The sequence below is a fragment of the Micromonospora sp. NPDC049359 genome (assembly GCF_044466585.1).
In the GTDB taxonomy this organism is placed as follows: domain Bacteria; phylum Actinomycetota; class Actinomycetes; order Mycobacteriales; family Micromonosporaceae; genus Micromonospora.
In genome coordinates, this window is sequence record NZ_JBITMW010000009.1 from 279631 (window position 1) to 306309 (window position 26679).

A 26679-nucleotide genomic window follows, 5' to 3' on the forward strand; every position below is an offset into this window, starting at 1 on the left:
GGTTACGGGAGGAGGTGGGGGCGGATCTCTTCTGCCGCCACGTCGCCGTAGGACTCGGCGAGGCGCTTGACGAACAGGTCGCGGCGTACGTCGTACTCCTGGGTCCCGACCGTCTCCAGGACGAGCGTGGCCAGCAGCGAGCCGACCTGGGCGGCCCGCTCCAGGCCAAGACCCCAGGAGAGCGCGGTGAAGAAACCGGCCCGGAAGCCGTCGCCGACACCCGTGGGGTCGACGGCCCGGATCTCCCGGGCGATGGGTACGTGGATGGGGTCGATGCCCCGACCGGCGATCTCGACGCCGTCCTTGCCCAGCGTGGTGACCCGCACCTTCACCAGGTCCAGCAACTGCTCGTCGCTGAGCTGCGCCTTGCTCTGCAGCAGCGACTTCTCGTAGTCGTTGGTCATGAGGTACTCGGCGCCCTCGATCAGCGCCACCACGTCCTCGCCGGGCATCCGGGCGAGCTGCTGGGAGGGGTCGGCGGCGAACGCGTACCCGCGGGTGCGGCACTCGGCCGAGTGCCGCAGCATCGCCTCCGGGTCGTTGGCGCTGACCAGCACCAGGTCCAGCCCGCCGAGCCGGTCGGCGACCGGGGCCAGTTCGATGTTGCGCGCCTCGCTCATGGCGCCCGCGTAGAACGAGGCGATCTGGCACATGTCGGTGTCGGTGGTGCAGACGAACCGCGCGGTGTGCGCCACCTCACTGACGTGCACGGAGTCGCAGTCCACGCCGTGCCGCTCCAGCCAGGAGCGGTAGTCGGCGAAGTCCGCGCCGACCGCCCCGAGCAGCACCGGACGCAGCCCGAGCTGCCCCATGCCGAAGGAGATGTTCGCCGCCACCCCACCGCGGCGCAGCACCAGGTCGTCCACCAGGAAGGAGAGCGAAACCTTGTGCAGCTGATCGGCGATGAGCTGGTCGGCGAAGCGACCCGGGAAGCTCATCAGGTGATCGGTGGCGATCGAGCCGGTCACGGCGATCTTCATGTCAACCTCAGGGTCGGGAGCGGGGCGCGGTCAGCCTACCGGCCCGGTAACCGGGGCGTGTCCGGTCCGTCGGGCGACGGCAACCAGCTCGTCACGACGAAGGGGCCGCCCCGAAAGGGACGGCCCCGTCATCGCTGGTGTGGTGCGTGACTCAGTTGAACGAGTCGCCGCAGGCGCAGGAGTTGCCCGCGTTGGGGTTGTCGATGGTGAAGCCCTGGGCGTCGATCCGGTCGGCGAAGTCGATCGTCGCGCCGGACAGGTAGGGGGCGCTCATCCGGTCGACGACGACCTCGACGCCACCGAAGTCGGTGACGACGTCACCGTCGAGCGACCGCTCGTCGAAGAAGAGCTGGTACCGCAGGCCGGAGCAGCCGCCCGGCTGCACCGCGACCCGGAGCCGCAGGTCGTCGCGGCCCTCCTGCTCGATCAGGGCCTTGACCTTCTGCGCCGCGACGTCGGTGAGGACGACGGAAGTAGGGGCCTGGGCCTCGGTCGACTCGGTCTGCGCTGGCGTGGTCACGTGGAAGTCTCCCTGCGCGGTTTTGGGTCCGGACGCACTGGCCAACGTCGTACGCCGTCCAGTGATTCCCGGTTGTGGTCCGGTTCCGATGGTACGCCGCCCCGGCCGGACGTACCCGCGTGGCGGGCACCCGGCCCAGGTGGGACGGGGGCGCGCGCTCAGCGGCTCCACTGCCGGGCCAGCCGGGCGCCCAGTTCGCGCAGCCCGTCGGCGGGGCGGCTCAGCGCTGCGGCGAGCCCGCCGGTCTCCTCGCCGCCGAAGTGCTCCACCAGGCTGTAGGCGTCGGTCACCCCGGCCGAGGCGGCCTCCCGCCGACCGGTGCTGACCTGGCCAGCGACCACCACGCAGGGCACCCCACGGTCCCGGGCGGCCCCGGCCACCCCGGCGACGACCTTGCCGCGCAGCGACTGGTGGTCGAAGGACCCCTCCCCCGTGATCACCAGGTCGACGGTGTCCAGGGCGGCGTCCAGCCGGTTGGCGCGGGTGACCAGCCCGATACCGGACTCAACGGTGCCGCCGAGCGCGAGGACGGCTGCGCCCAGGCCGCCGGCCGACCCACCGCCGGGCAGTGCGCCCAGGCCCGCCGGGCAGCCGGGCAGGTCCCGTTCCAGCACCGCCGCGAAGCGTTCCAGGGCGGCGTCGAGCAGCAGCACGTCGGCCCGGTCGGCGCCCTTCTGCGGACCGAAGACGTTGCTCGCGCCGTGCAGGCCGAGCAGCGGGTTGTCCACGTCGGTGGCGGCGACCAGCAGGGCGTCCCGCAACCGGGGTACGCCGTCCAGCGCGTCGACCGCGGCCAGCGCGGCTCCGCCGTACGGCAACGCCGCGCCGGTCCCGTCCAGCGGAGTCGCGCCCAGCGCGGCGAGCATGCCCGCGCCGGCATCGTTGGTGGCGGAGCCGCCCAGCCCGATCACCACCGTCCGGGCCCCGCTCTCCACGGCGGCGGCCACCAGCAGTCCCAGCCCGTACGACGTGGCGGCCTTCGGGTCGCGCTCGTCGGCGGCGAGCAGGTGCAGTCCGCACGCCTGGGCGCTCTCCAGGTAGGCGGTCGTGCCGTCGGCGGTGAGCAGGATCTCACCCGCCGCCGGGCGGCCCAGCGGATCGACCGTCGACACCGGCAGCCGCCGGCCGCCGAGCGCTTCGGCGAGCACCTGGACGAAGCCCGGCCCGCCGTCGGCGAGGGGCCGGATCAGCAGGTCATCCGTGTCGGTGACGGTGCGCCAACCGGCGGCGACCGCGGCGGCCACCTCCGGTGCGGACAGGGTGCCGGCGAACTTGTCCGGGCAGAGCAGCACGCGCATGGCGAGCAGTGTGGCAGCACACACCGAGCGGAGCTGCGGCGCGCTCGTGCTGTGGGACCATGGGCTACGTGACTTCGACCTGGGTGGAACCCTCCAACACGGCGACGGCTCTGCTGCTGCTCGGCCGGGGCAGCGACCCCGACACCGAGCGCGGCGTCGAGTGTCCGGGCGACCTGCCGGCGCCCAGCGATCCCGACCTGGTGGCCCGCGCCACGGCGGCGAAGGCGAAGCTGGGCAGCAAGGTCTTCGTGCTGGGGCACCACTACCAGCGCGACGAGGTGATCCAGTTCGCCGACGTGACCGGTGACTCGTTCAAGCTGGCCCGGGAGGCGGCGGCCCGTCCGGAGGCGGAGTACATCGTCTTCTGCGGCGTGCACTTCATGGCCGAGAGCGCCGACATCCTCACCACCGGCACCCAGCGGGTGATCCTTCCCGACCTGGCGGCCGGCTGCTCGATGGCGGACATGGCCGTGCTGGGTCAGGTCGAGGCCGCCTGGGACACGCTGACCGAGCTGGGCATCGCGGGCGACACCGTGCCGGTGACGTACATGAACTCGTCGGCGGACATCAAGGGCTTCGTGGGGCGCAACGGCGGCGTGGTCTGCACCTCGTCCAACGCCAAGCGCGCCCTGGACTGGGCGTTCGAGCAGGGTCAGAAGGTGCTCTTCCTTCCGGACCAGCACCTGGGCCGCAACACGGCGGTGCTGGAGATGGGCCTGTCGCTGGACGACTGCGTGCTCTACGACCCGCACAAGCCCGGTGGCGGGCTCACGCCGGAGCAGCTGCGCGACGCCAAGATGATCCTCTGGCGGGGGCACTGCTCGGTGCACGGCCGGTTCACGCTGGACAGCGTCAACGACGTACGGGGGCGGGTGCCGGGCGTCAACGTGCTGGTCCACCCGGAGTGCCGGCACGAGGTGGTCACCGCCGCCGATCACGTCGGCTCGACCGAGTACATCATCAAGACCATCGAGGCGGCGCCGGCCGGCTCGGCGTGGGCGCTGGGCACCGAGCTGAACCTGGTCCGCCGGCTGGCCCTGGCCCACCCGGACAAGCAGATCATGTTCCTCGACAAGGCGGTCTGCTACTGCTCGACGATGAACCGGATCGACCTGCCGCACCTGGTGTGGGCGCTGGAGGAGCTGGTCGCGGGCCGGGTGGTCAACCAGATCACGGTGGACGCCGACACCGCCCACCACGCGCGGGTGGCGCTGGACCAGATGCTCGCTCTGCCCGGCGCATGACCACGATCCGTGACGTCCCTGGTACACAAAAGTGCCGGATCACCGATTAATGCCACACACGCCGGTCTGACCGAGTCCTTTTTCGTCACCGAGGGCTATGCTGCCGGAGCGACGACGCGAGCGGGCCGTTTCGATATGGCCGCATCCGGGGTAGCGACAAGGTTCACGCTCCCCACCATCAACACAGCAGCACCGAAGCGCTGGAGGTTGCGTTGACCGACGACGTCCTGGTCGTGCATGGAGGCACTCCGCTCGAAGGGCGGATCCGCGTGCGCGGCGCGAAGAACCTGGTTTCGAAGGCGATGGTCGCCGCACTGCTGGGCGACAGCCCGAGCCGGCTGTTCGACGTGCCGAAGATCCGCGACGTCGAGGTGGTCCGGGGTCTGCTCGGTCTGCACGGCGTCAAGGTGACCGACGGCGCCGAGGACGGTGAACTCGTCTTCGACCCCGCGAACGTGGAGAGCGCCAGCACCGACCAGATCAACGTGCACGCCGGTTCGAGCCGGATCCCGATCCTGTTCTGCGGGCCGCTGCTGCACCGTCTCGGCCACGCGTTCATCCCGGACCTGGGCGGCTGCCACATCGGCCCGCGTCCGATCGACTTCCACCTGCAGGCGCTGCGGGAGTTCGGCGCGACCGTCGACAAGCGGCCCGAGGGGCTGCACCTGTCCGCGCCGAACGGGCTGCACGGCACCAAGTTCGCCCTGCCGTACCCGAGCGTCGGCGCCACCGAGCAGGTGCTGCTGACCGCGGTCATGGCCGAGGGCGTCACCGAGCTGCGCAACGCCGCCGTCGAGCCGGAGATCATCGACCTGATCTGCATCCTGCAGAAGATGGGCGCGATCATCAAGGTCCACACCGACCGGGTGATCGAGATCCAGGGCGTGCCGAAGCTGCACGGGTACACCCACCGGCCGATCCCGGACCGGATCGAGGCCGCGAGCTGGGCCGCCGCCGCGTTGGCCACCCGTGGTCACGTCGAGGTCCTCGGTGCCCAGCAGGCCGACATGATGACCTTCCTGAACATCTTCCGGTCCGTCGGTGGCGAGTACGAGGTCACCGACGCCCGCGCGCCGAAGCTGGGCGACCCGGGCCAGGAGGGCGGCATCCGCTTCTGGCACCCGGGCGGCGAGCTGAACGCCGTGGCGCTGGAGACCGACGTGCACCCGGGCTTCATGACCGACTGGCAGCAGCCGCTGGTCGTGGCGCTGACCCAGGCCCGTGGCCTGTCGATCGTGCACGAGACGGTCTACGAGCAGCGGCTCGGCTACACCGAGGCGCTGAACTCGATGGGCGCCAACATCCAGGTCTACCGGGACTGCCTCGGCGGCACCCCGTGCCGCTTCGGCCGGCGCAACTTCAAGCACTCCGCGGTGATCGCCGGGCCGAGCAAGCTGCACGCCGCCGACCTGGTCATCCCGGACCTGCGGGCCGGGTTCAGCCACCTGATCGCGGCGCTCGCGGCCGAAGGCACCTCCCGGGTGTACGGCGTCGACCTGATCAACCGGGGCTACGAGGACTTCGAGGCGAAGCTCGCCGACCTGGGCGCGCACGCCGAGCGCCCGTAACCTCCCGCACCAATCGTTCGATCCCGACGGCTCCAGGTCGCGCTGCGACCTGGAGCCGTCGGCCCGTTGCACCGCGATGTGCACCGGGCACGGACCGTTGGCTACCCTTGCCGCGTGCCGTCGCTCTTTCGCCGCAAGTCCACCGACCTCGTCGACGAGGCCGTCACCTCGGTGACCCCCGAGGAGACCGCCGATCGTTCCCGGGGCTACACCCCGGCCAAGGGTCGGGAGACGCCGAAGCGGCCCACGGTCGGCCGGCGTCCGGCCGGCCCGAGCCGCCCCCTCACCAAGGAGGAGGAGCGGGAACGGCGTCGTCAACTGCGCGCCGAGGCCGCCGCCGACTTCCGCCGCGAGGGTGGCCCGCGCGACCGGGGCCCGGAGCGGCTGCTGGCGCGCAACGTGGTCGACTCCCGTCGTACCGTCGGCACCTGGTTCTTCGGCGGCGCGCTGATCGTGCTGATCGGCTCGAACGCCGCGATGCCGCCGGTGGTCCGGTTGATCTCCAACGTGCTCTGGGGCGCCCTGGCCCTCGGCGTGGTCGTCGACTCGGTGCTGATCTGCCGCAAGATCAGCAAGTTGGTCCGGCAGCGTTTCCCGAAGACCGACCAGCGGATGGGCTCGCTCTACCTCTACGCCGTGATGCGGTCGATCACCTTCCGGCGGATGCGCACTCCGGCGCCCGCGGTCAAGCTCGGCGACAAGGTCTGATCCCGGCGACCCGTCGCCGGGACACCCGCTCTGGCCGCGTTGGTGGCAAAGGACGTCGGGCGGTTGCCGTTCGTTGTACCGTGCGCGTAGTCCCGCACGGTGAACAGGCCCCCGTTGTTCGTGACCGCGAACGATGATCCAGTGGAGCGAACACGCATGCCCGGAGAACCATCGGCCAGCGTCGCCGCCGCCCTGCGCCGCGAACGCGAGCGGGCCGGTGTCTCGCTGACCGAGCTGGCCGCGCGGGCGGGGACGCCCGAGTCCACGCTCTCGGCGCTGGAGTCGGGGACCGGTGACCCGAGCGTGGAGACGCTGTGGGCGATCGGCGTGGCGCTGGGCGTGCCGTTCAGCCGGCTCGTGGAGCCGGTGGCCGACAACCTTCGGGTGATTCGTGCCGGCGAGGGCCCCCGGGTCCGCTCCGAGCGGGCCGACTTCACCGGGACGCTGCTCAGCGCCGGAACGTCGCGGGTACGTCGGGACATCTACCTGATCGAGCTGGAGCCGGGAGCGGTCCGGGAGGCGGACGGACACACGCCGCACAGCGTGGAGCATGTGGTGGTGGCCGCCGGACGGCTGCGGGTGGGCCCCGAGAGCGACGTGGTCGACCTCGGCCCGGGCGACTACGCGACGTTCCCCGGCGACCTGCCACACCGGTACGAGGCGCTGGTCCCCGGGACGTTCGCCGTCCTCGTCATGGAGCATCCCTGACCCGGCGCTCCGGTCCGTTGGGGCGGCGGGTGGGGTATCGTCAAAGGTCAGATTCGGTTATCGACCTAAATGTCCGGAACCATCGGATAACGTTTGCGCTCGTGGGCGCTGCCACAGTGGCGGTGAACGAGCCCGCGCCGTTACCCTCCATCCGCAGCCACGCCCTGCCGGAACCGGGCGACCCAACCGGCACGCGAGGCCCCAGCGCGACAATGTGCAACGAGGTGACAACGCCGTGAGCGAGCGGACGCGAGCCGGCCACCGGAGCGTGGCAGGCGGCGACCGGACGCCCAACGGCCAGCGGGACAGGAGCGCCACCTCACCGTCGACGGGGAGCGGCCGAACGGTCGGGTGTGGCGACGGGCTCGACGGATGAACGGCCGGTACACCGACCGGTGGCGGGATCCCAACGAACCGTCCTGGGTGGTCGAACCGACCACCGAATGGCAACCCCAGTTCCCCGGCCAGCGCTACCCCGGTGACATCGGCGCCACCCACCAGTCCCCGCCCCCGCGCGGTCGGGCGAGCGCGGTGGGTCGTGCCGAGGTCCCCCCGCTCGCGCCGACCCGCCCGGACGGCACCTACCTCGGCCGCTCCTGGGCCGACGAACCTCCGGCCGAACCCGAGGGCCGGTGGCGGACGGACGACGAGCCGGACCAGTCCTACGGCTGGCCGCGCGGCGACGAGCGGACGCCCGACTCGTCGCGACACGGCCGCTCCGAGCCCGCGTACTACGACCATGAGCCGTACCGCCGGCCGCTCCCCGAGCCGCCCCGGCGCGAGGAGCGCCGCTCGCCCGAGTCGGACCGCCGTACCGCCTGGTCCGACCGACGCCCCGGCGACGACCGGGCACCCGGCCGGGAGGCCGCGTGGCACCGCGAGCAGCCCGCTTCCGATGGGTACGACAACCGCCGACACCGACCCGAGCCGACCGACCGGGACCGGGCGTACCCGACGTCACCGCCGGTCTCCCCCGGGCCCTACTCCCCGGCCCCCCGTGGTGACTCGGGATGGGTGTCCGAACCCGACGAGCCACCGCGCCGACGCGGCACGTCGGAGCGGCCGGCCGCCGCCCACGACCGGCAGCCCGGCGACGGGTACGGCGTCCGGCCGACCCGGAACCCCGAGAGCCGCCCGACTGACGGCTGGGCCGCCGAAGGCGCCGGCCAGTGGGCGCCCATCGACAGCCGCAACCGCTACCGGGCCGACGGCCAGCCCGACCGTCGCCCCGACGAAGCCCGCCGGTCGGATCGCTGGCCGGACGACGAGGTCCGCCGTGCGGAGCGCCGGCCCGACGACGCCCGCCGGCCGGAGCGCGGCGGTGCCGACGAGCGGTCCCGGGTGGAGGCTGGCCCCGGCGGGTCCGGCGAGTGGCAGCGCCGCCCGGACGAGATGTACGGGCCGCCCCAGACCTCCGAGGGCGGACGGCGACGCCGCCCCGAAACGGACGCGCCGCAGCAGCAGCCCCGCCGCGACGACGACCGCCGCCGTCCCGACGTCGAACCGCACCGCCAGCAACCCCGCGAGGCGGCAGCGCGCGCCGAGGCGTACCCGGACCGTCGTCCGCGCGAGACGGCCCGACCGGAGCCGTACCGCGAAGAGACCCGCCGCGACGAGGCCTACCGCGAGCCCCGCTCGGGTGGCGGCCTGCCCTGGCCGGCGCCCGGCCCGGTGCATCCGGACCGTACCCGGGAGCCGGGCTACCGGCCCGAGCCGTACCGCGACACCGAGCCGCGCGTGGGGTCGCGGCCGCCGACCGCCCCCGCACGGCCAGCGACGGAGCCTGGCCGGTACGACGAGCGGCCGGTCCGCCCCGCCGCGAGCGCGTCACCCACCTACAGTCGGGCCACCCCGGTCCCGCCCACACCCGTCTCCCCGGCCGCGCCGGGCACCGACCGGCTGCCGTCGGACCGGCCCGTCTCCCCCGCCGCCCCCGGACGGGACGCGCCCGTCTCCCCCGCCGCCCCCGGACGGGACGCACCTGTGTCCCCCGCCGCTCGCGGGCGGGACCGGCCTGTCTCCCCCGCCGCCGGGTGGGAGGAACCGCTGTCGGCGACGCCCGTCTCCCCCGCGCCCGCCGACCACGAACGGCGACCGCCCACCTCGTCCGGCCGGCCGGAGTACAACCGGCCGGAGTACGACCGGCCGGTGTCGGGCCTGCCGGTCTCGCCGGCTGTGGACGCTCCGATCTCCGGTCCACCGGCCGCGCGGCTCCGGGTGGAGTTCCTGCCCGCCCCGGTGGAACCCCCGTCGGCGGACGAACAGTCGGCGTCGCCGCCCCGGCCCGAGCAGCGACCTACCGAAGCCGCGCCGACCGCGGACGCCCGGCCCACCACCGCGCCGCGTTACCCCGGCCCGGACAGCCGCCCGCCGGTCGCGCCGCCACCGACCTGGCGGCGACCGGAACCGCCCGCCACCCCAGCGACGCCGAGGTCCTCCACACCCGACGCCGAGCCGTCACTCCCGGTCGCCCCGGGGGTGCCGCGTCGCTACGTGCCTCCGACGCCCACCGAGACGTCCGCGCCAGTTAGCCCGGAGCCGGCGGCGGCACCGGTGCGGGGGCCCGATGCCTGGTTCAGCCCCGGCACCCAACCGGTCGAGCCCGATCAGGCCGTGCCGCCGACAACCGACAAGGCGTCGACGGCCGCCGCCACGGCCGAGGACCGGGCCCTCGTCGACGTACCGGCAGGGCCACCACCCGGGACCGGGGACCCGCACGGCACGATCGCGTCGACCGAACCGCTGGTCGACCGCCCGGCCACCGACCAGCGACCCGACGCTGGCGAGGCCGTCGCGGCGTCGGTCTCCGCGCTCCCGGTCTCCGCGCCGCCGGTCTCCGCGCTCCCGGTCTCCGTGCCGCCGGTCTCCGCGCCGCCCGCCGCCGCGCGGCCCGTCTCCGCGCCGCCGATCGGGCCGGTCGACGCCGGGCGTCCATCCTGGTCCGGCGAGCTGGTCGACGACGCGACGCCCGCTGCCGAGCCGACCCCGAGCGGGATGGACCCCGTGTCCGGTCCGGCGGCGCAGTCCACTGCGGTCGCGCCGCCCGCCTGGTCGGACGACCTGGGCGACACCAGCAGCCGCGAGCCGCTGACGACCGACGGCGCAGCCGCCAGGGATCGCCGCCCGGTCTCCGGCGAGCCGTCGGAGTGGCAGAGCGAGTCCACCGCGGACGACCCCGACGAGGTGGCCGCCCGCAGAAGCACGCCGCCCGTCGACGGTGCCGCCGGCCGGGAATCGTCGGACCGGCCGTCGTCGTCGCGCGGGCCGAACGCCGCGGATCCGTCGACCGCCACGCCGGGCACCGACGCGGAGCCCGCGCCGTCGACCGAGGCGGATCGCACGACACCCGAGCCCGCAACGAAGTGGCCCGTCGACGCGGACTCCGTCGCGGCAAGCACACCGGCCACACCCGTGTCGGCACCACCGGCCACACCCGTGTCGGCACCACCGGCCACGCCCGTGTCGGCACCGCCGGCCACACCCACGACCGCCTTTGCGGCGCCCACTTCCGCACCACCCGCCGCCGCGCCTGAACCCGTTCCCGTGCCGGAGAGCACGGCAGAGGGCACGGCGGACGGCATGGTGGCGGGCGCCACCACGGCACCCTCCACATCCGATGTCGCACCGGAACCCACCTACGCGTCGCCCGCGCCCGAACCAGCCTTCGCACCGCCCGCCGTCGTCAAGCCCGTCTCCGGACCACCCGCCGCCCCCGAACCCACCACAGCACCGGCCGCCCCCGAGCCCCCTCCCCCGCCACCGGCTGCGGCGGAACCCGTGCCCGCGCCACCCGACGCCACCGAACCGGTTACCACGCCGGCCGCCGCCGAGCCCGCCTCCGGGCCGCCAGCGGCGTCCCCGCCCCCTCCCGCGCCACCCGTCACCGCAGAAGCCGCCCCCGCAGAGATCGCCCCCGCAGAAGCCGCCCCCGCAGAAACCGCCTCCGCAGAAGCCGTGTCTGCCGTACCGGCCGTCGTCATTCCCGGGCCGCGTGACCCGTCCGAGGCAGACGCGCCCGTGTCGGCGCCGCCGGGCACGGCGACCGGGCCGGTGCGTCCGTCGCTGTCCGACGAGGGCGACCCGGAGCAGGTCCTGGCCGCCTACCGCTGGCGGCTGGACCCGGTGACCCTGCGCGAGGAGCTGACCGAGCCGGACGGCATGCGGGCCATCCGGCGGCGGCTGACCGAGAAGTTGGGTACGGCCATCGACAACCGGGCCCGCGCGCGGCTGCTCAGCCTCCGGGCGGTGGCCTCGCGGATCCTCGGCGACCTCGACGACGCGTTGGCCGACGGACGCCTCGCCCTCACGTACGCGGAGGCCACCGGTGAGCTGCGCCGGACCGCGCTCGCACAGGCGCGGCTGGCGCACGTGCTGCGGTGGCGGGGTGACTTCGCCGAGGCCGACCAGCTCTTCACCGAGGCCAACTCGGTCGAGCTGCCCGACCGGTTGCGCGCCGCCCTGCACGAGCACGCCGGACGCTGTTGTTACGACCAGGGCCGCCTGATGGAGGCCTGCCACCACTTCGAGCGGGCGCTCGATCTGCGCGGCGCGGCCGACGCCGAACTGCTGGACCGGGTGCGGGTGGCCCTCGACGCGGTCACCGTGCGAGCGGCGGACGGCTTCGGGCCGTACCCCCGGGGTCGGGACGAGGTGCTCGACCGTGACCGGCCCCCGCAGCCGGACCGCGACGGGCCGCTGTGGGGTTACACCGACCAGGCCGGGAACGTTGCCGTTCCCGCCCGGTACGCGGAGGCGCAGCCGTTCCACGACGGGCTCGCCTGGGTCCGGCGGCCGGACACCGACCGGTGGTCGCTGATCAACATGTTGGGTACGACGGTGATCCCGCCGTCGTACCGGGCGGTGCGTCCGTTCAGTGACGGTCTGGCCTGGGTGGTCACCGACGGCGGGTGGACGGCGATCGACCCGACGGGCGCGGTGCAGGTCCCGCCGAACTTCGCCGACGTACGACCGTTCCGCCGCGGACTGGCCCCGGTGAAGCGCGAGGGCTGGGGGGCGGTCGACCGGACCGGACGGATCGTGGTGCCGACCCGCTACCACGCCTTCGTCACCGAGTTGACCGACGCGGGGCCGGTCGACGGCTTCACCGAGGAGGGTCTCGCGGTCTTCGACGTGGCCGGCCGGCGCGGTGTGGTGGATCGCACAGGCACGGTGCTGGTGCCACCGTCGTACCCGGTGGTGGTCATCCACCCGGTGGCGTTCCTCGTCAGCGGCGGCGGTCGGTGGGGCGCGCTGGACCGTCGTGGCGCGTCACTGATCGACCTGGTGCATCCCGATCGCGGGGCGGTGCTGGAGGAGATCGACCGACTGTTGACCGACGCCAATCCCGTGCTCTGAGCCGCCACTCGGCGATCGTGATCCACCGGAGTTAGGGTCGGGACATGGAATTCCGACACCTGGGCCGTTCCGGCCTGATGGTCAGCGAGATCTCGTACGGCAACTGGATCACCCACGGTTCTCAGGTCGAGGAGGACGCGGCGTTCGCGTGTGTGCGGGCCGCCCTCGACGCGGGGATCACCACCTTCGACACCGCCGACGTGTACGCCGGCACCCGGGCCGAGGACGTGCTCGGCCGGGCGCTGGAGAGCGAGCGTCGCGAGGGCCTGGAGATCTTCACCAAGGTCTACTGGCCGACCGGGCCGGGTCGCAACGACCGTGGCCTGTCCCGCAAGCACATCATGGAGTCGATCAACGGCTCGCTGCGCCGGCTGCGTACCGACTACGTGGACCTCTACCAGGCCCACCGGTACGACTACAGCACGCCGCTGGAGGAGACGATGGAGGCGTTCGCCGACGTCGTGCACTCCGGCAAGGCCCACTACATCGGCGTCTCCGAGTGGACCGCCGAGCAGCTGCGCGCCGCCCACCCGCTCGCCCGGGAGCTGCACGTTCCGCTGGTCTCCAACCAACCCCAGTACTCGATGCTGTGGCGGGTCATCGAGGCCGAGGTCGTACCGGCCAGCGAGGAGCTGGGCATCGGTCAGATCGTCTGGTCGCCGATGGCGCAGGGTGTGCTCTCCGGCAAGTACCTGCCGGGGCAGCCGCCGCCCGCCGGCTCCCGCGCCACGGACGAGAAGTCGGGCGCGAACTTCATCGCCCGGTTCATGAACGACGACGTGCTCACCCGGGTGCAGCAGCTCAAGCCGCTCGCCGAGCAGGCCGGGCTGAGCATGGCCCAGCTCGCCGTGGCGTGGGTGCTGCAGAACCCGAACGTCTCGTCGGCGATCATCGGCGCGTCCCGCCCCGAGCAGGTGCACGACAACGTGAAGGCGGCTGGGGTCACGCTCGACGCCGAGCTGCTCAAGGCCATCGACGACATCGTCGAACCGGTCGTGGAGCGAGACGCGGCGAAGACCGAGTCTCCCGCACAGCGGCCCTGACGTGGGTCCGGTCCGGTCGGCGCGACAGGTTCGCGCCGACCGGACCGGTCAGCCGCACGGGCCGGGTCAGCTCAGCCGCCTCGGGCCGGGCCGGACAGCTCAGCTCTGCCAGAAACGGATCAGGTCGAGCCCGGTGGCGTACAGCCAGGACGGCAGGCCGAGCAGGTCACCGACCGCGAAGACCGCGTCGAAGAACCAGCCGCCGATGCGCGGGTTCCACAGCAGCGCGAAGAGCAGGATGAAGCCGTACGGGGCGAACAGGTCGTACATCCTGCGCCACTGTGGATTCAGCCACGGCTGGATCATGTTGCCGCCGTCCAGGCCGGGCACCGGCAGCAGGTTGAGCACGCTCGCGGTGAGTTGCAGGAACGCCAGCAGCGCCACCCCGGCCCAGAACTCGACCGGGCCGCCCGAGGTCGCGCCGAGTCGTACCGCGAGCACCAGCAGCAACGTGAACAGCACGTTTGTCGCCGGGCCGGCGAGGCTCACCAGAGTGTGCCGCAGCCGCCCCGGAATGGCGTGCCGGTCCACCCACACCGCGCCGCCGGGCAGGCCGATGCCGCCGAGCAGCACCACCACCACCGGCAGCACGATCGACAGCAGCGGGTGGGTGTACTTGAACGGGTTGAGCGTCAGGTAGCCACGGTGGGCGATGTCCCGGTCACCGGCCCGGTAGGCGACGACCGCGTGGGCGTACTCGTGCAGGCACAGCGACACCAGCCAGCCGGAGACCACGAACAGGAACACGTCGAAGCGGACGCTGCCGTAGCCGTTCCAGGCCAGCGCCCCGCTGGCCACGAAGAGCGCGACCAGGCCGAGGAAGACCGGGCTGGGCCGGAACGCCGCGCTGGGCACGCCGAGCACCAGCTTGTCGCCCGGCCGGTCGTACGCCATCACTCGGCCGTGGGCAGCAGGCTCATCCGGTACTCCACCCGGTCGTCCTCCACGAGCGCGACCGAGGTGACGCCGGACGCCGCGAGTTCACGCCAGGTCTGACCGATCCAGGATTCGGCGTCGGCCTGGCTGCCGAACGACTCCGCCGGTCCCTCGACCGTCTGGCCGTCCGTGCCCTCGTACCGCCAGCTCCACGCCATGCCGCGTCTCCCCTCGCCGCTGAAGTCCCGGTGGGACGAACCCCCGCCAGCGTAGTCGGCCCGACGCGCGACGGCCCCTCACCCGTCGCGCGAGCGCCGGGCCGGCAGGCAGAGCGACCCCGGGCGGCCTTAAGGTACGGGCATGTCCGTTGACGGGTGGAACACGGTCCTGGTGCTCGGCGGCATCCGGTCCGGCAAGTCCGAGTTCGCCGAGTCCCTGGTCGCCGACGCGCCGGTGGTCCGCTACGTCGCCACCGCGCCCGAGGGCGACCCGGAGGACACCGAGTGGGCCACCCGACTGGCGACGCACCGCGCCCGACGCCCGGGTAGCTGGACCACCGAGGAGACCGCCGGGGAGCCGCGACGGTTGGCGGACGTGCTCGCGTCCGCCGAGCCGAACGAGACGCTGCTCGTCGACGACCTGGGCGGCTGGGTGACCGTGCTGCTCGACCCGGAGCACCAGCCCGCCGACGACGTGGCCACGATCGCCGAGCTGGCCGAGGCGATCCGGGCCTGCACGGCGCGGGTGGTGCTGGTCAGCCCCGAGGTGGGACTGTCGCTGGTGCCGACGACCCCGCTGGGGCGGGCGTTCGCCGACGCGCTCGGCGCGGCGAACCGCGCGGTCGCGGACGCCTGCGACGCCGTGGTGCTGGTGCTCGCCGGCCAGCCCGCCTGGTTGAAGCCGGCAGCGGTCGTCACCTCGGCGCCGTCCACGCCGGTGGCCGCGACCGGGAGGCACGCCGTCGCCAGCGAGCTGGGCACCCCGGGCCCGGCCACTCCCAGCCTGGGTGACACCGAGCCCACGCCCGAGGTGCAGCTCCCCGAGGTGCTGACCCACACCCCACCGGTCGCGCCGAACCAGGAGCCCGGCAACCCCTGGGCCGCGCCGACGATGGCGCTGCCGATGGTGGCCACCGGACTGGTCATCCAGCCGGGCATGGAGCTGCCGATGCCCGACGAGTACGCGGGCCCGCAGGCGGTGGACCGGCTGGCCAGCCTCGACGTGCCGGGCGCCGGGCTGGGCGTCCTGGACCGGGTGGTCGGCTTCGCGGCCGCCACGCAGGGCACGTCGACCCCGTCCGCCTGGGGTTCGGTACGGGTGCTGCTGCTCAACGGCGACCACGCGGGCGGCGCGTCCGCCGGCACCGTCGCCGGCGAGTCGGCACGCCGCGCCGCGCAGGCCCGCGCCGGCCGGGGCGCGCTGGCCCGGCTGGCCGCCGAGGCGGGCGCGAGCCTCCAGGTCGTGGACACGCCGGCCGCCGCCCCGATGGAGACCCAGCCGGCGCTGGCCGGCGAGCAGGTCGAGTCGGCGCTGCGCTACGGCTGGCGGCTGGCCGAGCAGGCGGCCGACGCGGGCGTACAACTGCTGGTCCTGGGCGCCTGCGGCGCCGGCACCGAAGCGGCGGCGGCGGCCGTGCTGGCGGCCACCGCGGGCGCGGAACCGCCGTCGGTGCTGGGTCGGGTGATCACCGATTCCGGTGAGATCGACGACGCGGCCTGGATGGTCCGCTGCGCTGCCGTGCGGGACGCCCTGCACCGCACCCGCCGCTCGCCGCGCTCCGCCAAGGACGTGCTGGCCGAGTTGGGTGGCGGCGACGTGGCGGTGGCCACCGGCGTGCTGCTGGGCGCGACCGCCCGCCGGGTGCCGGTGCTGCTGGACGGGCCGGTCGGCCTGGCGGCCGGGATGATCAGCCGCGACCTGGCCGGGCAGGCCCGGCACTGGTGCCTGCTGGCCGACCACGGCCAGCACCCCGCGGTGCGGCTGGCGGCCGACGTGCTCGGCCTCACCCCCCTGCTCGACCTCCGCCTGGACCTCGGCGAGGGCGCGAACGCCCTGGTCGCGCTGCCGATGCTGCGCTCGGTGCTGGCGCTGGCCGCCGCCCTGCCGGTCCATCCGTCGCTCGGCGGCGACGCCGACCCGGACGGCACCGACGAGCCGGAGCCCGACTACGCCGACGACGAGCCGGCCTACACCGGGCCCGACTACACCGACCCGGAGTTCGTCGAGCCGGAGCCGGCCGGGCCGGGCCCCACCCGCACGGGCGGCGACGAGCAGCCGGCGTCGGGCTGGCGTGCCGGCTGAGTCGCGGTTCGTCGCGGGCGTCCGGCTCGCCGTCACCACCTTCAGCACGCTGCCGGTACGCGCCGGACGGATCGACCGCCCGGTGGCGGGTACGGCGATGGCGCTCGCCCCGGCCGTCGGCGCGCTGCTCGGCGTACTCCTGGGGGGTGTCCTGCTCCTGGCCGGCCTGCTCGCACCCCCGCTGGTCGCGGCGGGCGTGACGGTGGGGGTCGCCGCCCTGCTCACCCGGGGGCTGCACCTGGACGGGCTGGCCGACACGATGGACGCGCTCGGCTCGTACCACCGGGGCGCCGCCGCGCTGGAGATCATGAAGAAGCCGGACGTCGGACCGTTCGGTGTCGTGGCGCTGGTGGTCGTACTCCTGGTGCAGGCCGCGGCGCTCGCCGACCTGGCCGGGCGGTCGTGGCCGGCGTGCCTCGCGGCGGTGGTCGCGGCGACGGCGGCCGGCCGACTGGGCGTCACGGTGGCGTGCCGGCGGGGTGTGCCCGCCGCCCGGCCGGACGGCCTGGGCGCGCTGGTGGCCGGCACGGTCGGCCCGGCGGCCCTGACCGTGGGCGCGGTCGCCGTCGTGCTGCTGGCGGCGCCCGCGGTGCCGGGCCGCCCGTGGCAGGGGCCACTCGCCGTCGTCGCCGCGCTGGCCGTCGCCGGGGCGCTGCTGACCCACGTGGTACGCCGGCTCGGCGGGATCACCGGCGACGTGCTCGGCGCGACCGTCGAGGTGGTCACCACGCTGGTCTACCTGGGTGTGGTGCTGTCCGGCTGAAGCCGGCGCGCGCGGCCGGGTAGCGTTCGGCTCGACAGCACCGGCACGGCCACCGGGGGAACCCACATGCTCATCACGGACGACTTCCTGCCCGTACCGGTGCCGGAGTCGCTCAGCGCGACCTACCTGGTGCCGATGGCGGGGCTGCCGAAGGTCAGCGCGAAGACGGCGGTGGCGTCACTGGCCGGGCGGCTGGCCGAACCGGTGCACGGGCTCGCCACCCAGATGCTGGACAGCCCGCTGATGAGCGTGGACACCCGGCCGATCGCCGAGTTCCCCGCGCTTCCGCCGGATCTGCTCACCGCGTTCGGCGCCACGCCGGAACAGTTGGCCCGGCTGGCGGCGGCGACGCACCTGGTGGTGGTGCAGGCCGAGTACCGACCCGGTTGGCCGCCGGCACACGAGTGGGCGGCTCGGGCGGTGGCGGCGGCGGTCGCCGAGTCCGTCGACGGCGACGTGGTGGACGTCTTCGGCCTCCAGTTCCTCGACCCGGCGACCGCGCTGCGTTCCCTCCCCGACGAGCAGGGCCGGATCCGGCTCGTCGACTGGGTGCTGGTGCCGTACTCGTCGGACGCCGAGGGGTTGTGGTTCACCACGAAGGGGCTGCGTCGCTTCGGGCTGCTGGAATTGCAGACCCAGGGGGTGCCCGACCACCTCACCCGCGCCTGGGGCGCGGTGATGACCGGCGCGGCCCGTCGGCTGCTGCGGGACTGGACCGACGGCCTCAACGGCGCGGAGGTGCCCGCCTTCGTGCAGCTACCGGTGCTCGCCACGGTCACCGGGCACGACATCGCCGTCGCGTACGGCAACCCGGAGCAGCACGGCGCGACCGCCCCGGTGCTGCTGCGCCTCGAGCTGGACCCGGCGACCGACCCGGAGGCCGACTCGTTCCTGAGCCTGCGCCCACCGGCCGGGCACCCCGGCCCGGACGGTCGCTACTACGCCGCCGCCTGCGCGACCCTGTTCTCCGGCATCCAGCCGGACGTGCGCTACGCCCGCTCCGGTGACGCCATGAGCCGTGCGGTGGCCACCGCCCGCGCCGCGCTGGGTGACGCGCGGGCCCGCTTCGTCGCCGGCCGGCTGCCGACCGAGTCGCAGCTCGTCGTGAAGTACGGCCTGCCGGGCGACGACGGCCCGGAGTACGTCTGGGCGGGCGTCACCTCGTGGGAGACCCCGGAGCGGATCGTCGGCGTCAGCGCCAGCGACGCGAACACCGACGAGAGCGTCCGGATCGGCGCCCCGGTGGTCGTGGAGTCCACCGACGTCGTCGACTGGGCGGTCCTGGACGCGACCGGGGTCATCGAAGGAGGCTGGACCCAAGCCGTCCTGGACTCCGGCGAACCCCCCACCCCAACCCCCTAACCCCACCCCCCTGCCCACCCACCCCACCCACCCCACCCCACCCCCGCTCGACCTCGTTGATCAAGAGATTCGCGTCATTTTTCGGCGGGATTTTGACGCGAACCTCTTGATCAACGAGTGCGGGTGGGGCTCGTGCAGCGCGGTGGGGTGGGGGTGGGGGTGGGGGTTTGGGTTAGTGGGTTGAGGGGGTTACGAAGGGGGGTTTGGTTACGGTCAGGGGGGCGCGGCGGCCGCGGATGTCGATCTCGACCTCGGCGCCTTCGGGGAGGTTGGCGTCCGTGTCGACCAGGGCCAGGGCGATGCCCTGCTTCCTCGTGGGGCTGAAGGTGCCGCTCGTCACCACGCCGACCTGCTGGTCGCCGACGTGCAGGGTCATCCCGGGGCGCGGGATGGCGCGGTCGACGGCCACCAGGCCACGCAGCGTACGACGAGGGCCGGCGGCCTTCTCGGCACGCAGCGCGTCACGGCCCCAGAACGCCGGCTTGTCCCAGCCGACGGCCCAACCGGAGCGGGCCTGCACCGGGGTGATGTCCAACGAGAGGTCCTGCCCGTGCAGCGGGTACCCCATCTCGGTGCGCAAGGTGTCCCGGGCGGCGAGGCCGCAGGCGCGCAGCTCGAACGCCTCGCCGGCGGCGAAGAGCGCGTCCCACACGGTCACCGCCTGCTCCGCCGGCACCACCAGCTCGTAGCCCAGCTCGCCGGTGTAGCCGGTACGGCAGACGGTCAGCTCCACGGCGGCGAGGCTGGCGGCGTCGAAGCTCATGTAGCCGTGCTCGGTGGGCAGATCGAGGGCGGCGAGCAGGTCGGCGGAGCGGGGGCCCTGCACGGCCAGCACCGCGTACGCCTCGTGCTCGTCGGTGACGGTGATCCGCTCCGGCGCGGCGGCGCGCAACCGGCGTACGACCTCGGTGGTGTTCGCGGCGTTCGGGATGAGGAAGACGTGGTCGTCGGCGTACAGGTAGGCGATGATGTCGTCCACCACGCCGCCGGTGGCGTCGTCGCAGCACAGCGTGTACTGGGCGCGGCCCGGCCCGATGCGGCCCAGGTCGTTGCTGAGGCACGAGTTGACGAACTCGGCCGCTCCGGGACCGGTCACCCGGACCTTGCCCAGGTGCGACACGTCGAAGACCCCCACCGCCGTCCGCACCGCCGTGTGCTCCTTGAGCACCCCGCCGCCGGCGTACTCCAGCGGCATCTCCCAGCCCCCGAAGGGGGCGAACTTGGCGCCGGCGGCGGTGTGCCGCTCGTGCAGCGGGGAACGTCGCAGCCGGGTCGCGGCGGCGGCGGAGGTCACGTCGGTCATGGGTGGCAACTTACCGGGGGTTACGCCGCTGGTTAGCATCGGCGGGACCCCGTTGCGTGATCGACGGGACAGCCCTGACGTCCGGCGGGTAGGTTCCGCCGGAGACCTTCACCGCTGGTACGCGACGACGCGACCGGCCCGGCCCGCCCGGAGTAGCTTCAGTGACAACCCCCCGCACGACCACCCTGAGCCTGGTCGACACCGACCCGGCGGAGCTCGCCGTCGACGCGATCGTGATCGGCGTGCACAGCCAGACCGGAGAGCAGGACGCCACCAGCGGCCTCGCCGGCACCCTGCTGCTCGGCAGCGGCGCGGAGAGCATCGCCGTCGCGTTCGACGGCAAGCTGACCGAGACGCTGGCGCTGCTCGGCGCGACCGGTGGCCCGGGCGAGGTGATCAAGCTGGCCACACTGGGTACCGTCACGGCCCCACTGGTCGTCGCGGTCGGGCTCGGCCCCGAGCCGACGGGCGCCGCCCCGGCGCCGGAGACGCTGCGCCGCGCGGCTGGCGCCGCGGTGCGGGCCCTGGCGGGCGCGCCGAAGGTGGCGCTCAGCCTGCCGTTGCCCGACGACGCGGACGCGCTGGCGGCGCTGCGCGCGGTCGCCGAGGGCGCGCTGCTCGGCGGCTATCGCTTCGCCGGTTACAAGACCCGGCCGCAGCCGGCCCGGCGGGAGCCGGTGGCCGAGGTGCTCATCGCTGTTCCGGACGCCGCCGACACGGGCGCCCAGGCGGAGATCACCCGCGCGCAGGCGGTCGCCGGCGCGGTCCGGACCAGCCGGGACTGGGTGAACACCGCCCCGAACGAGCTGCGTCCCCCGTCGTTCGCCGACGCCGTGGCCGCCGCCGCCCGGGACGCCGGCCTCGGCGTCGAGGTGCTGGACGAGGCGGCGCTGGCCGCCGGCGGGTACGGCGGCATCATCGCGGTCGGGCAGGGTTCGGAGGCCCCGCCGCGGCTGGTGAAGCTCACCTACACGCCGCAGGACGCCGGCAACGGCAAGCGGGTCGCGCTGGTCGGCAAGGGCATCACCTTCGACACCGGCGGCATCTCGATCAAGCCGGCGCAGGGCATGTGGGAGATGAAGTCCGACATGGCGGGCGCCGCCGCGGTGGGTGCGGCGATGCTGGCGATCGCCGCGTTGAAGCCGAACGTGGCGGTCAGCGCGTACCTGCCGATGGCCGAGAACATGCCGTCCGGCACCAGCTACCGGCCGGGCGACGTGATCAGCATGTTCAGCGGCAAGAAGGTGGAGGTGCTCAACACCGACGCCGAGGGCCGGATGGTGCTGGCCGACGCCATCGCCCGCGCCTGCGCCGACGGCACCGACTACCTGTTCGAGACGTCCACCCTGACCGGCGGTCAGGTGATCGCGTTGGGTAAGCGGGTCGCCGGCGTCATGGGTACTCCCGAGCTGTGCGAGCGGGTCCGCACGGTCGGCGACTCGGTCGGCGAGCCGGCCTGGCCGATGCCGCTGCCGGACGACGTACGCAAGGGCATGGACTCCGACGTGGCGGACATCTCGCAGGTCAACGCGGGGATGGACCGGGCCGGGCACATGCTGCAGGGTGGCGTGTTCCTGCGCGAGTTCGTGACCGACGACGTGGCGTGGGCGCACATCGACATCGCCGGCCCGGGCTACCACTCGGGCGAGCCGACCGGCTACTGGACCAAGGGCGGCACCGGCGTGCCGGTCCGCACCCTGGTGCAGCTCGTCGAGGACGTCGCCGCCAACGGCTGAGGTGTAAGGAAGGGCCCCCTGTTAACGCCTAGCGTCTAACAGGGGGCCCTTCCTTACATGTGCTGCTCGGGGCGGCGCTTGCGGCGCTCGTTGAAGTCGCGCATCCGCTGCGGGTAGCCCATCAGCCGGACGTCGTACACCGGGATGCCCATCCGGTACGCGAAGCGACGCGCGCCGTCCGGACCGTCGATGCGCCGGCGGGTCCACTCCCCGTCGTCGGCGATCAGGATGACGGTGGTCTCGGTGACCGTCGTCCGGGGCTCGATGAACGCCTCGACACCTCGCCGGCTCCGGATGAAGTTCTCCAGATGGGCCAGATCACCACGATCGGCCGCACGGTCGTGGCTCGCCACACGCGTCTGTTTGCGACGCCGGAACAACCCCACCGGACTTCTCCCCCACCTGACGTCATCGACAACGGTGCCAAGGGTACGTGTCGATGACGTGTCGTTGGGCACCTCACTACGCACCCTGTGCCCAGTGGTGACAAGATGACCGAGGTGGGGTGTGTCCGTGTTACACCTCCGTGACCCCCGATGCAGTGACGCGACCTGGGAGTTGGACGTGAGCGAGCCGAACGAAGCGACCTTCGACATTGTCATCCTCGGAGGTGGCAGCGGCGGCTACGCGACCGCGCTGCGCGCCGTCCAGCTGGGCCTGAAGGTCGCGCTGGTCGAGAAGGGCAAGCTCGGCGGGACCTGCCTGCACAACGGCTGCATCCCGACGAAGGCACTGCTGCACGCGGCCGAGATCGCCGACCAGACCCGCGAGTCGGAGCAGTTCGGTGTGAAGGCCGAGCTGGTCGGTATCGACATGGCGGGGGTCAACTCGTACAAGGACGGCGTGATCGCCCGCCTGTACAAGGGCCTCCAGGGCATGTTGAAGGGCAACAAGTCGATCACCATCGTCGAGGGCCACGGCAAGCTCGTCGACAAGAACGTGGTCGAGGTCGACGGCAAGCGCTACACCGGCCGCAGCATCGTGCTGGCCTCCGGCTCGTACGCGAAGAGCCTGCCCGGCCTCGAGGTCGACGGCGAGCGGATCATCACGAGCGACCACGCGCTGACCCTGGACCGGATCCCCTCGTCGGTGATCGTCCTCGGCGGTGGCGTGATCGGCGTCGAGTTCGCCAGCGTGTGGAAGTCCTTCGGTGTAGACGTGACGATCGTCGAGGCGCTGCCCCGGCTGGTCGCCGCCGAGGACGAGGAGTCGTCGAAGGCGTTGGAGCGGGCGTTCCGCAAGCGCAAGATCAACTTTAAGGTCGGCAAGCCGTTCGAGAAGGTCGAGAAGACCGACAACGGCGTCAAGCTGACCATTTCCGGCGGCGACACCGTCGAGGCCGAGCTGCTGCTGGTCGCGGTGGGTCGCGGTCCGAACACCGCGAACCTCGGGTACGAGGAGCAGGGCGTCAAGATGGACCGCGGCTACGTGCTGACCGACGAGCGGCTGCGCACCAGCGTGCCGAACGTCTACGCGGTCGGCGACATCGTGCCCGGCCTCCAGCTCGCGCACCGGGGCTTCCAGCAGGGCATCTTCGTCGCCGAGGAGATCGCCGGCCAGACCCCGGCCGTCATCGACGAGGTGGGCATCCCGCGCGTCACCTACTGCGACCCCGAGCTGGCGTCGGTGGGCCTGACCGAGGCGAAGGCCAAGGAGCAGTACGGCGCCGACAAGATCCAGTCGTACAACTACCCGCTCGGTGGCAACGGCAAGAGCCAGATCCTCAAGACCACCGGCTTCGTAAAGCTGGTCCGGGTCAACGACGGCCCCGTGGTCGGCGTCCACATGGTCGGCGCCCGGGTGGGTGAGCTGATCGGCGAGGCTCAGCTCATCTACAACTGGGAGGCCTACCCGGCGGAGGTCGCCCAGCTCGTGCACGCCCACCCGACCCAGAACGAGGCCCTGGGCGAGGCGCACCTGGCCCTCGCCGGCAAGCCGCTGCACGCGCACGCCTGACAAATCAACCGCGGCGTCCGGCGACGGGCGAAGATCCCACCAGGGGAATGAAGGAGTCTCAGAAAATGCCGGTATCGGTCACCATGCCCCGGCTCGGCGAGAGCGTCACCGAGGGCACCGTCACTCGCTGGCTCAAGCAGGAGGGCGACACGGTCGAGGTCGACGAGCCCCTGCTCGAGGTCTCGACCGACAAGGTCGACACCGAGATCCCGTCGCCCGCGGCGGGTGTGCTGAGCCGCATCGTGGTCGGCGAGGACGAGACCGCCGAGGTCGGCAGCGAGCTGGCCGTCATCGCCGGTGAGGGCGAGTCGACCGGCGGTGGCGAGGCCGCCCCGCAGGAGCAGCAGCAGGCGCCGGCCGAGTCGGTCGAGCCCGCCGCCGAGCCGACCGCCGCCGCCGAGGGCACCGCCGACCAGGTGGCGCAGGACGAGGCCCCGGCCGAGGCGCCGGCTCCGGCCGCCGCGTCGTCGGGCGAGGGCACCGCGGTCAAGATGCCGGCCCTGGGCGAGAGCGTCACCGAGGGTACGGTCACCCGCTGGCTCAAGCAGGTCGGCGACACCGTCGAGGTGGACGAGCCGCTGCTGGAGGTCTCCACCGACAAGGTCGACACGGAGATCCCGTCGCCGGTCGCCGGCACCGTGCTGGAGATCAAGGTCGCCGAGGACGAGACCGCCGCGGTCGGCGCCGACCTCGTGGTCATCGGCGTCGCCGGTGGGGCCCCGGCCCAGGCGAAGACCGAGCCGAAGCCCGAGCCGAAGGCGGAGGCCGCGCCGGCCCCCAAGGCCGAGCCGAAGCCGGCGCCGAAGGTCGAGGAGCCCACCCCGGGCATGTCGTACAACGAGCCGGCCGCCGAGGCGGAGGCGTCGGCGCAGCCGGCGAAGGCCGAGCAGGCCGCCCAGCCGTCCGCGCCGACCGCCGCGCCGCAGCGCCCGTCCGCGCCGGCTCAGGGTGGCGAGGAGGCGGCCGGGTACGTCACGCCGCTGGTCCGCAAGCTGGCCAACGAGCACGGCGTGGACCTGGCCGCGCTCAACGGCACCGGTGTGGGTGGCCGGATCCGTAAGCAGGACGTCCTCGACGCGGCCGAGAAGGCCAAGGCCGCGGCGGCCACGCCGGCTCCGGCGGCACAGCCCGCCGCCAGTGCGGCGACCCCGGCCAAGCCGGCCGCGAAGCCGCAGCCGAGCGGCAAGCGGGGCACCACCGAGAAGCTCCCCCGGATCCGCAAGGCGATCGCCAACCGGATGCAGGAGTCGCTGCACGAGATGGCGCAGCTCACCACGGTGGTCGAGGTGGACGTCACCCGGGTCGCGAAGTTGCGGGCGCAGGCGAAGGACTCGTTCGTGCAGCGGCACGGCGTCAAGCTGTCCTTCCTGCCGTTCTTCGCTCTCGCCGCCGTCGAGGCGCTGCAGACCTACCCGATCGTCAACGCCCAGTTGGACCTGGACGGCGGCACGATCACCTACCCGGCCGCGGAGCACCTCGGCATCGCCGTGGACACCGAGCGGGGCCTCGTGGTGCCGGTCATCCACAACGCCGGTGACCTCAACCTCGGTGGCATCGCGAAGCGGGTCGCCGACCTGGCCGAGCGGACCCGGACCAACAAGATCAGCCCGGACGAGATCGCCGGGGCGACCTTCACGCTCACCAACACGGGCAGCCGGGGCGCGCTCTTCGACACCCCCATCGTGCCGAAGCCGCAGTCGGCGATGCTCGGCACGGGTGCCGTGGTCAAGCGGCCGGTCGTGGTCAACGACCCGGACCTGGGCGAGGTCGTCGCGGTCCGGTCGATGGTCTACCTGGCCATGTCGTACGACCACCGACTGATCGACGGCGCCGACGCGGCCCGCTTCCTGAGCGCGGTGAAGGAGCGGCTGGAGGCCGGCAACTTCGAGTCGGAGCTGGGCCTGGCCTGATCCGTCGTAACGCCGAAAGGGGCGCCCCGGTCATCGACCGGGGCGCCCCTTCGTCTGTGCCGCTCAGCCCTTGAGCAGGTCGGTTGAGACCTTCCACAGCCGCTCGGCCGCCTCCGGGTCCAGCGCGTAGTCCGCGACGCCCGTCCGCGTGTCGGGTCGGGCCGGCGCGGCCTGCTGGCAGTCCTCGAAGTAGCGTCCGCCGACCTCGTCGAGCAACGGGGACGCGGCCACCAGCACCGACGTGGCGGCGCCCTGCTCGACGGTCTTCCAGGCCGCCGCGTTGCCGGCGCGCAGGCGGTTCAGCTCCTCCTCGCTGACGTAGCGCTGGAGGTTGGTGCGGATCGCGCCGGGCATCAGCGAGTTGGTGTAGATGCCGTCGTCGGCCCAGCGGCGGGTCGCCTCCACGGCGAAGAGCACGTTGGCCGTCTTCGACTGCCCGTACGCCTGCCAGGGCTCGTACTCGCGGCGGTCGTACTGGATGTCCTCGAAGACGACGGGCGAGCGCAGGTGGGCGGCGGAGCTGACCGAGACGATGCGGGCCCCGTCGGCGGCGGCGAGCGCCGGGCGCAGCCCGGTGGCGAGCGCGAAGTGCCCGAGGTGGTTGGTGGCGAACTGCATCTCCCAGCCCTGCGGGGTGCGGCTCAGGGGCGCGGCCATGATGCCGGCGTTGTTGACCAGGATGTGCAGCGGGCCGTCCCAGTTGGCGACGAAGTCGGCGACCGAATTCTGGTCGGCTAGGTCGAGCGGGGCGACCAGGACGCGGTCGTTGCCGGTGGTGCCGGTGATGTCGTCGGCGGCCTTCTGGCCGGCGTCGGGGTTGCGGACGGCCAGGGTGACCTCCGCGCCGGCGCTGGCCAGGGCACGGGCGGTCTCCACACCGATGCCGGACGACCCGCCGGTGACGATCGCCCGTCGGCCGACCAGGTCCACGCCCCGGATCACGTCCATGGCGGTGGAGTCGTGGGCGAACGACGTGGTGATCGGGTTGCTCGTCGTCATGATCCATCCTTGTCCGAGCTGGGGGCGGGCCGGTCGGCCCGCCGGTACG

20 protein-coding genes are annotated in these 26679 nt (G+C 73.3%); 12 read left to right on the forward strand and 8 right to left on the reverse strand.

Features of this window, described 5'->3' with window-relative positions; genetic code table 11:
• Positions 1-2: 2 nt before the first annotated feature.
• The 3 genes from ACIBTX_RS22000 to ACIBTX_RS22010 all read right to left on the reverse strand — a co-directional run bounded on the left by ACIBTX_RS22000 (position 3) and on the right by ACIBTX_RS22010 (position 2798).
• Entirely contained in the window at positions 3-980 is a 978-nt protein-coding gene (locus tag ACIBTX_RS22000; protein ID WP_357170650.1) for a carbohydrate kinase family protein, read from the reverse strand.
• A gap of 151 nt (positions 981-1131) precedes the next feature.
• A complete protein-coding gene (gene erpA, locus ACIBTX_RS22005; RefSeq protein WP_007463211.1) occupies positions 1132-1500 on the reverse strand; it encodes an iron-sulfur cluster insertion protein ErpA in 369 nt (122 codons plus the stop codon).
• A gap of 158 nt (positions 1501-1658) precedes the next feature.
• Positions 1659-2798 carry a glycerate kinase gene (locus tag ACIBTX_RS22010; protein ID WP_357126705.1) on the reverse strand — a complete coding sequence of 380 codons (1140 nt, stop codon included), beginning with the start codon at positions 2796-2798 and terminating at the stop codon, positions 1659-1661.
• 68 nt (positions 2799-2866) lie between these two features.
• Between ACIBTX_RS22010 and nadA the strand changes: the two genes are divergently transcribed.
• The 6 genes from nadA to ACIBTX_RS22040 all read left to right on the forward strand — a co-directional run bounded on the left by nadA (position 2867) and on the right by ACIBTX_RS22040 (position 13424).
• A complete protein-coding gene (nadA, locus tag ACIBTX_RS22015; RefSeq protein WP_357126702.1) occupies positions 2867-4042 on the forward strand; it encodes a quinolinate synthase NadA in 1176 nt (391 codons plus the stop codon).
• Between the two features lie 212 nt (positions 4043-4254).
• Entirely contained in the window at positions 4255-5610 is a 1356-nt protein-coding gene (gene murA, locus ACIBTX_RS22020; protein WP_203177790.1) for a UDP-N-acetylglucosamine 1-carboxyvinyltransferase, read from the forward strand.
• 114 nt (positions 5611-5724) lie between these two features.
• Positions 5725-6318 (forward strand): DUF3043 domain-containing protein, encoded by a 594-nt coding sequence (locus ACIBTX_RS22025; RefSeq protein WP_357126698.1) that lies wholly within the window; start codon positions 5725-5727, stop codon positions 6316-6318.
• Between the two features lie 156 nt (positions 6319-6474).
• Positions 6475-7026 (forward strand): XRE family transcriptional regulator, encoded by a 552-nt coding sequence (locus tag ACIBTX_RS22030; protein ID WP_357126696.1) that lies wholly within the window; start codon positions 6475-6477, stop codon positions 7024-7026.
• Between the two features lie 372 nt (positions 7027-7398).
• Positions 7399-12381 carry a WG repeat-containing protein gene (locus tag ACIBTX_RS22035; RefSeq protein ID WP_396832911.1) on the forward strand — a complete coding sequence of 1661 codons (4983 nt, stop codon included), beginning with the start codon at positions 7399-7401 and terminating at the stop codon, positions 12379-12381.
• 44 nt (positions 12382-12425) lie between these two features.
• A complete protein-coding gene (locus ACIBTX_RS22040; protein WP_357126690.1) occupies positions 12426-13424 on the forward strand; it encodes an aldo/keto reductase family protein in 999 nt (332 codons plus the stop codon).
• A 99-nt stretch (positions 13425-13523) separates the two neighbouring features.
• On the opposite strand, the gene ACIBTX_RS22045 is transcribed toward ACIBTX_RS22040, so the two are convergent.
• Both ACIBTX_RS22045 and ACIBTX_RS22050 read right to left on the reverse strand, forming a co-directional pair.
• The gene (locus ACIBTX_RS22045) at positions 13524-14318 is read right to left on the reverse strand and encodes a site-2 protease family protein (protein WP_357126687.1); all 795 of its coding nucleotides are present in this window, start codon (positions 14316-14318) and stop codon (positions 13524-13526) included.
• Positions 14318-14518, reverse strand: coding sequence for a hypothetical protein (locus tag ACIBTX_RS22050; protein WP_030337978.1), 201 nt, complete (start codon positions 14516-14518; stop codon positions 14318-14320). Before ACIBTX_RS22050 ends, ACIBTX_RS22045 begins: the two co-directional genes overlap by 1 nt.
• Positions 14519-14660: 142 nt before the next feature.
• Between ACIBTX_RS22050 and ACIBTX_RS22055 the strand changes: the two genes are divergently transcribed.
• From ACIBTX_RS22055 to ACIBTX_RS22065, 3 genes are all read left to right on the forward strand, one after another.
• The gene (locus ACIBTX_RS22055) at positions 14661-16601 is read left to right on the forward strand and encodes a bifunctional adenosylcobinamide kinase/adenosylcobinamide-phosphate guanylyltransferase (protein WP_357126684.1); all 1941 of its coding nucleotides are present in this window, start codon (positions 14661-14663) and stop codon (positions 16599-16601) included.
• Positions 16591-17364, forward strand: a complete 774-nt coding sequence (locus ACIBTX_RS22060; protein WP_357126681.1) for an adenosylcobinamide-GDP ribazoletransferase — start codon at positions 16591-16593, stop codon at positions 17362-17364. Before ACIBTX_RS22055 ends, ACIBTX_RS22060 begins: the two co-directional genes overlap by 11 nt.
• Before the next feature lie 66 nt (positions 17365-17430).
• The gene (locus ACIBTX_RS22065) at positions 17431-18726 is read left to right on the forward strand and encodes a DUF2314 domain-containing protein (protein WP_357170645.1); all 1296 of its coding nucleotides are present in this window, start codon (positions 17431-17433) and stop codon (positions 18724-18726) included.
• Positions 18727-18898: 172 nt separating this feature from the next.
• On the opposite strand, the gene gcvT is transcribed toward ACIBTX_RS22065, so the two are convergent.
• Positions 18899-20029, reverse strand: a complete 1131-nt coding sequence (gene gcvT, locus ACIBTX_RS22070) for a glycine cleavage system aminomethyltransferase GcvT (RefSeq protein ID WP_357126675.1) — start codon at positions 20027-20029, stop codon at positions 18899-18901.
• A 161-nt stretch (positions 20030-20190) separates the two neighbouring features.
• Here gcvT and ACIBTX_RS22075 point away from each other — a divergent pair, with 161 nt between their 5' ends.
• Positions 20191-21765, forward strand: a complete 1575-nt coding sequence (locus ACIBTX_RS22075; RefSeq protein WP_357126672.1) for a leucyl aminopeptidase — start codon at positions 20191-20193, stop codon at positions 21763-21765.
• Between the two features lie 53 nt (positions 21766-21818).
• On the opposite strand, the gene ACIBTX_RS22080 is transcribed toward ACIBTX_RS22075, so the two are convergent.
• Positions 21819-22151, reverse strand: a complete 333-nt coding sequence (locus ACIBTX_RS22080; protein WP_357126669.1) for a hypothetical protein — start codon at positions 22149-22151, stop codon at positions 21819-21821.
• A 178-nt stretch (positions 22152-22329) separates the two neighbouring features.
• Between ACIBTX_RS22080 and lpdA the strand changes: the two genes are divergently transcribed.
• A complete protein-coding gene (gene lpdA, locus ACIBTX_RS22085; RefSeq protein WP_357170643.1) occupies positions 22330-23721 on the forward strand; it encodes a dihydrolipoyl dehydrogenase in 1392 nt (463 codons plus the stop codon).
• Positions 23722-23786: 65 nt separating this feature from the next.
• Positions 23787-25631, forward strand: a complete 1845-nt coding sequence (sucB, locus tag ACIBTX_RS22090) for a 2-oxoglutarate dehydrogenase, E2 component, dihydrolipoamide succinyltransferase (RefSeq protein ID WP_357126663.1) — start codon at positions 23787-23789, stop codon at positions 25629-25631.
• A 63-nt stretch (positions 25632-25694) separates the two neighbouring features.
• On the opposite strand, the gene ACIBTX_RS22095 is transcribed toward sucB, so the two are convergent.
• Entirely contained in the window at positions 25695-26630 is a 936-nt protein-coding gene (locus ACIBTX_RS22095) for an SDR family NAD(P)-dependent oxidoreductase (protein WP_357126660.1), read from the reverse strand.
• Between the last annotated feature and the right edge of the window lie 49 nt (positions 26631-26679).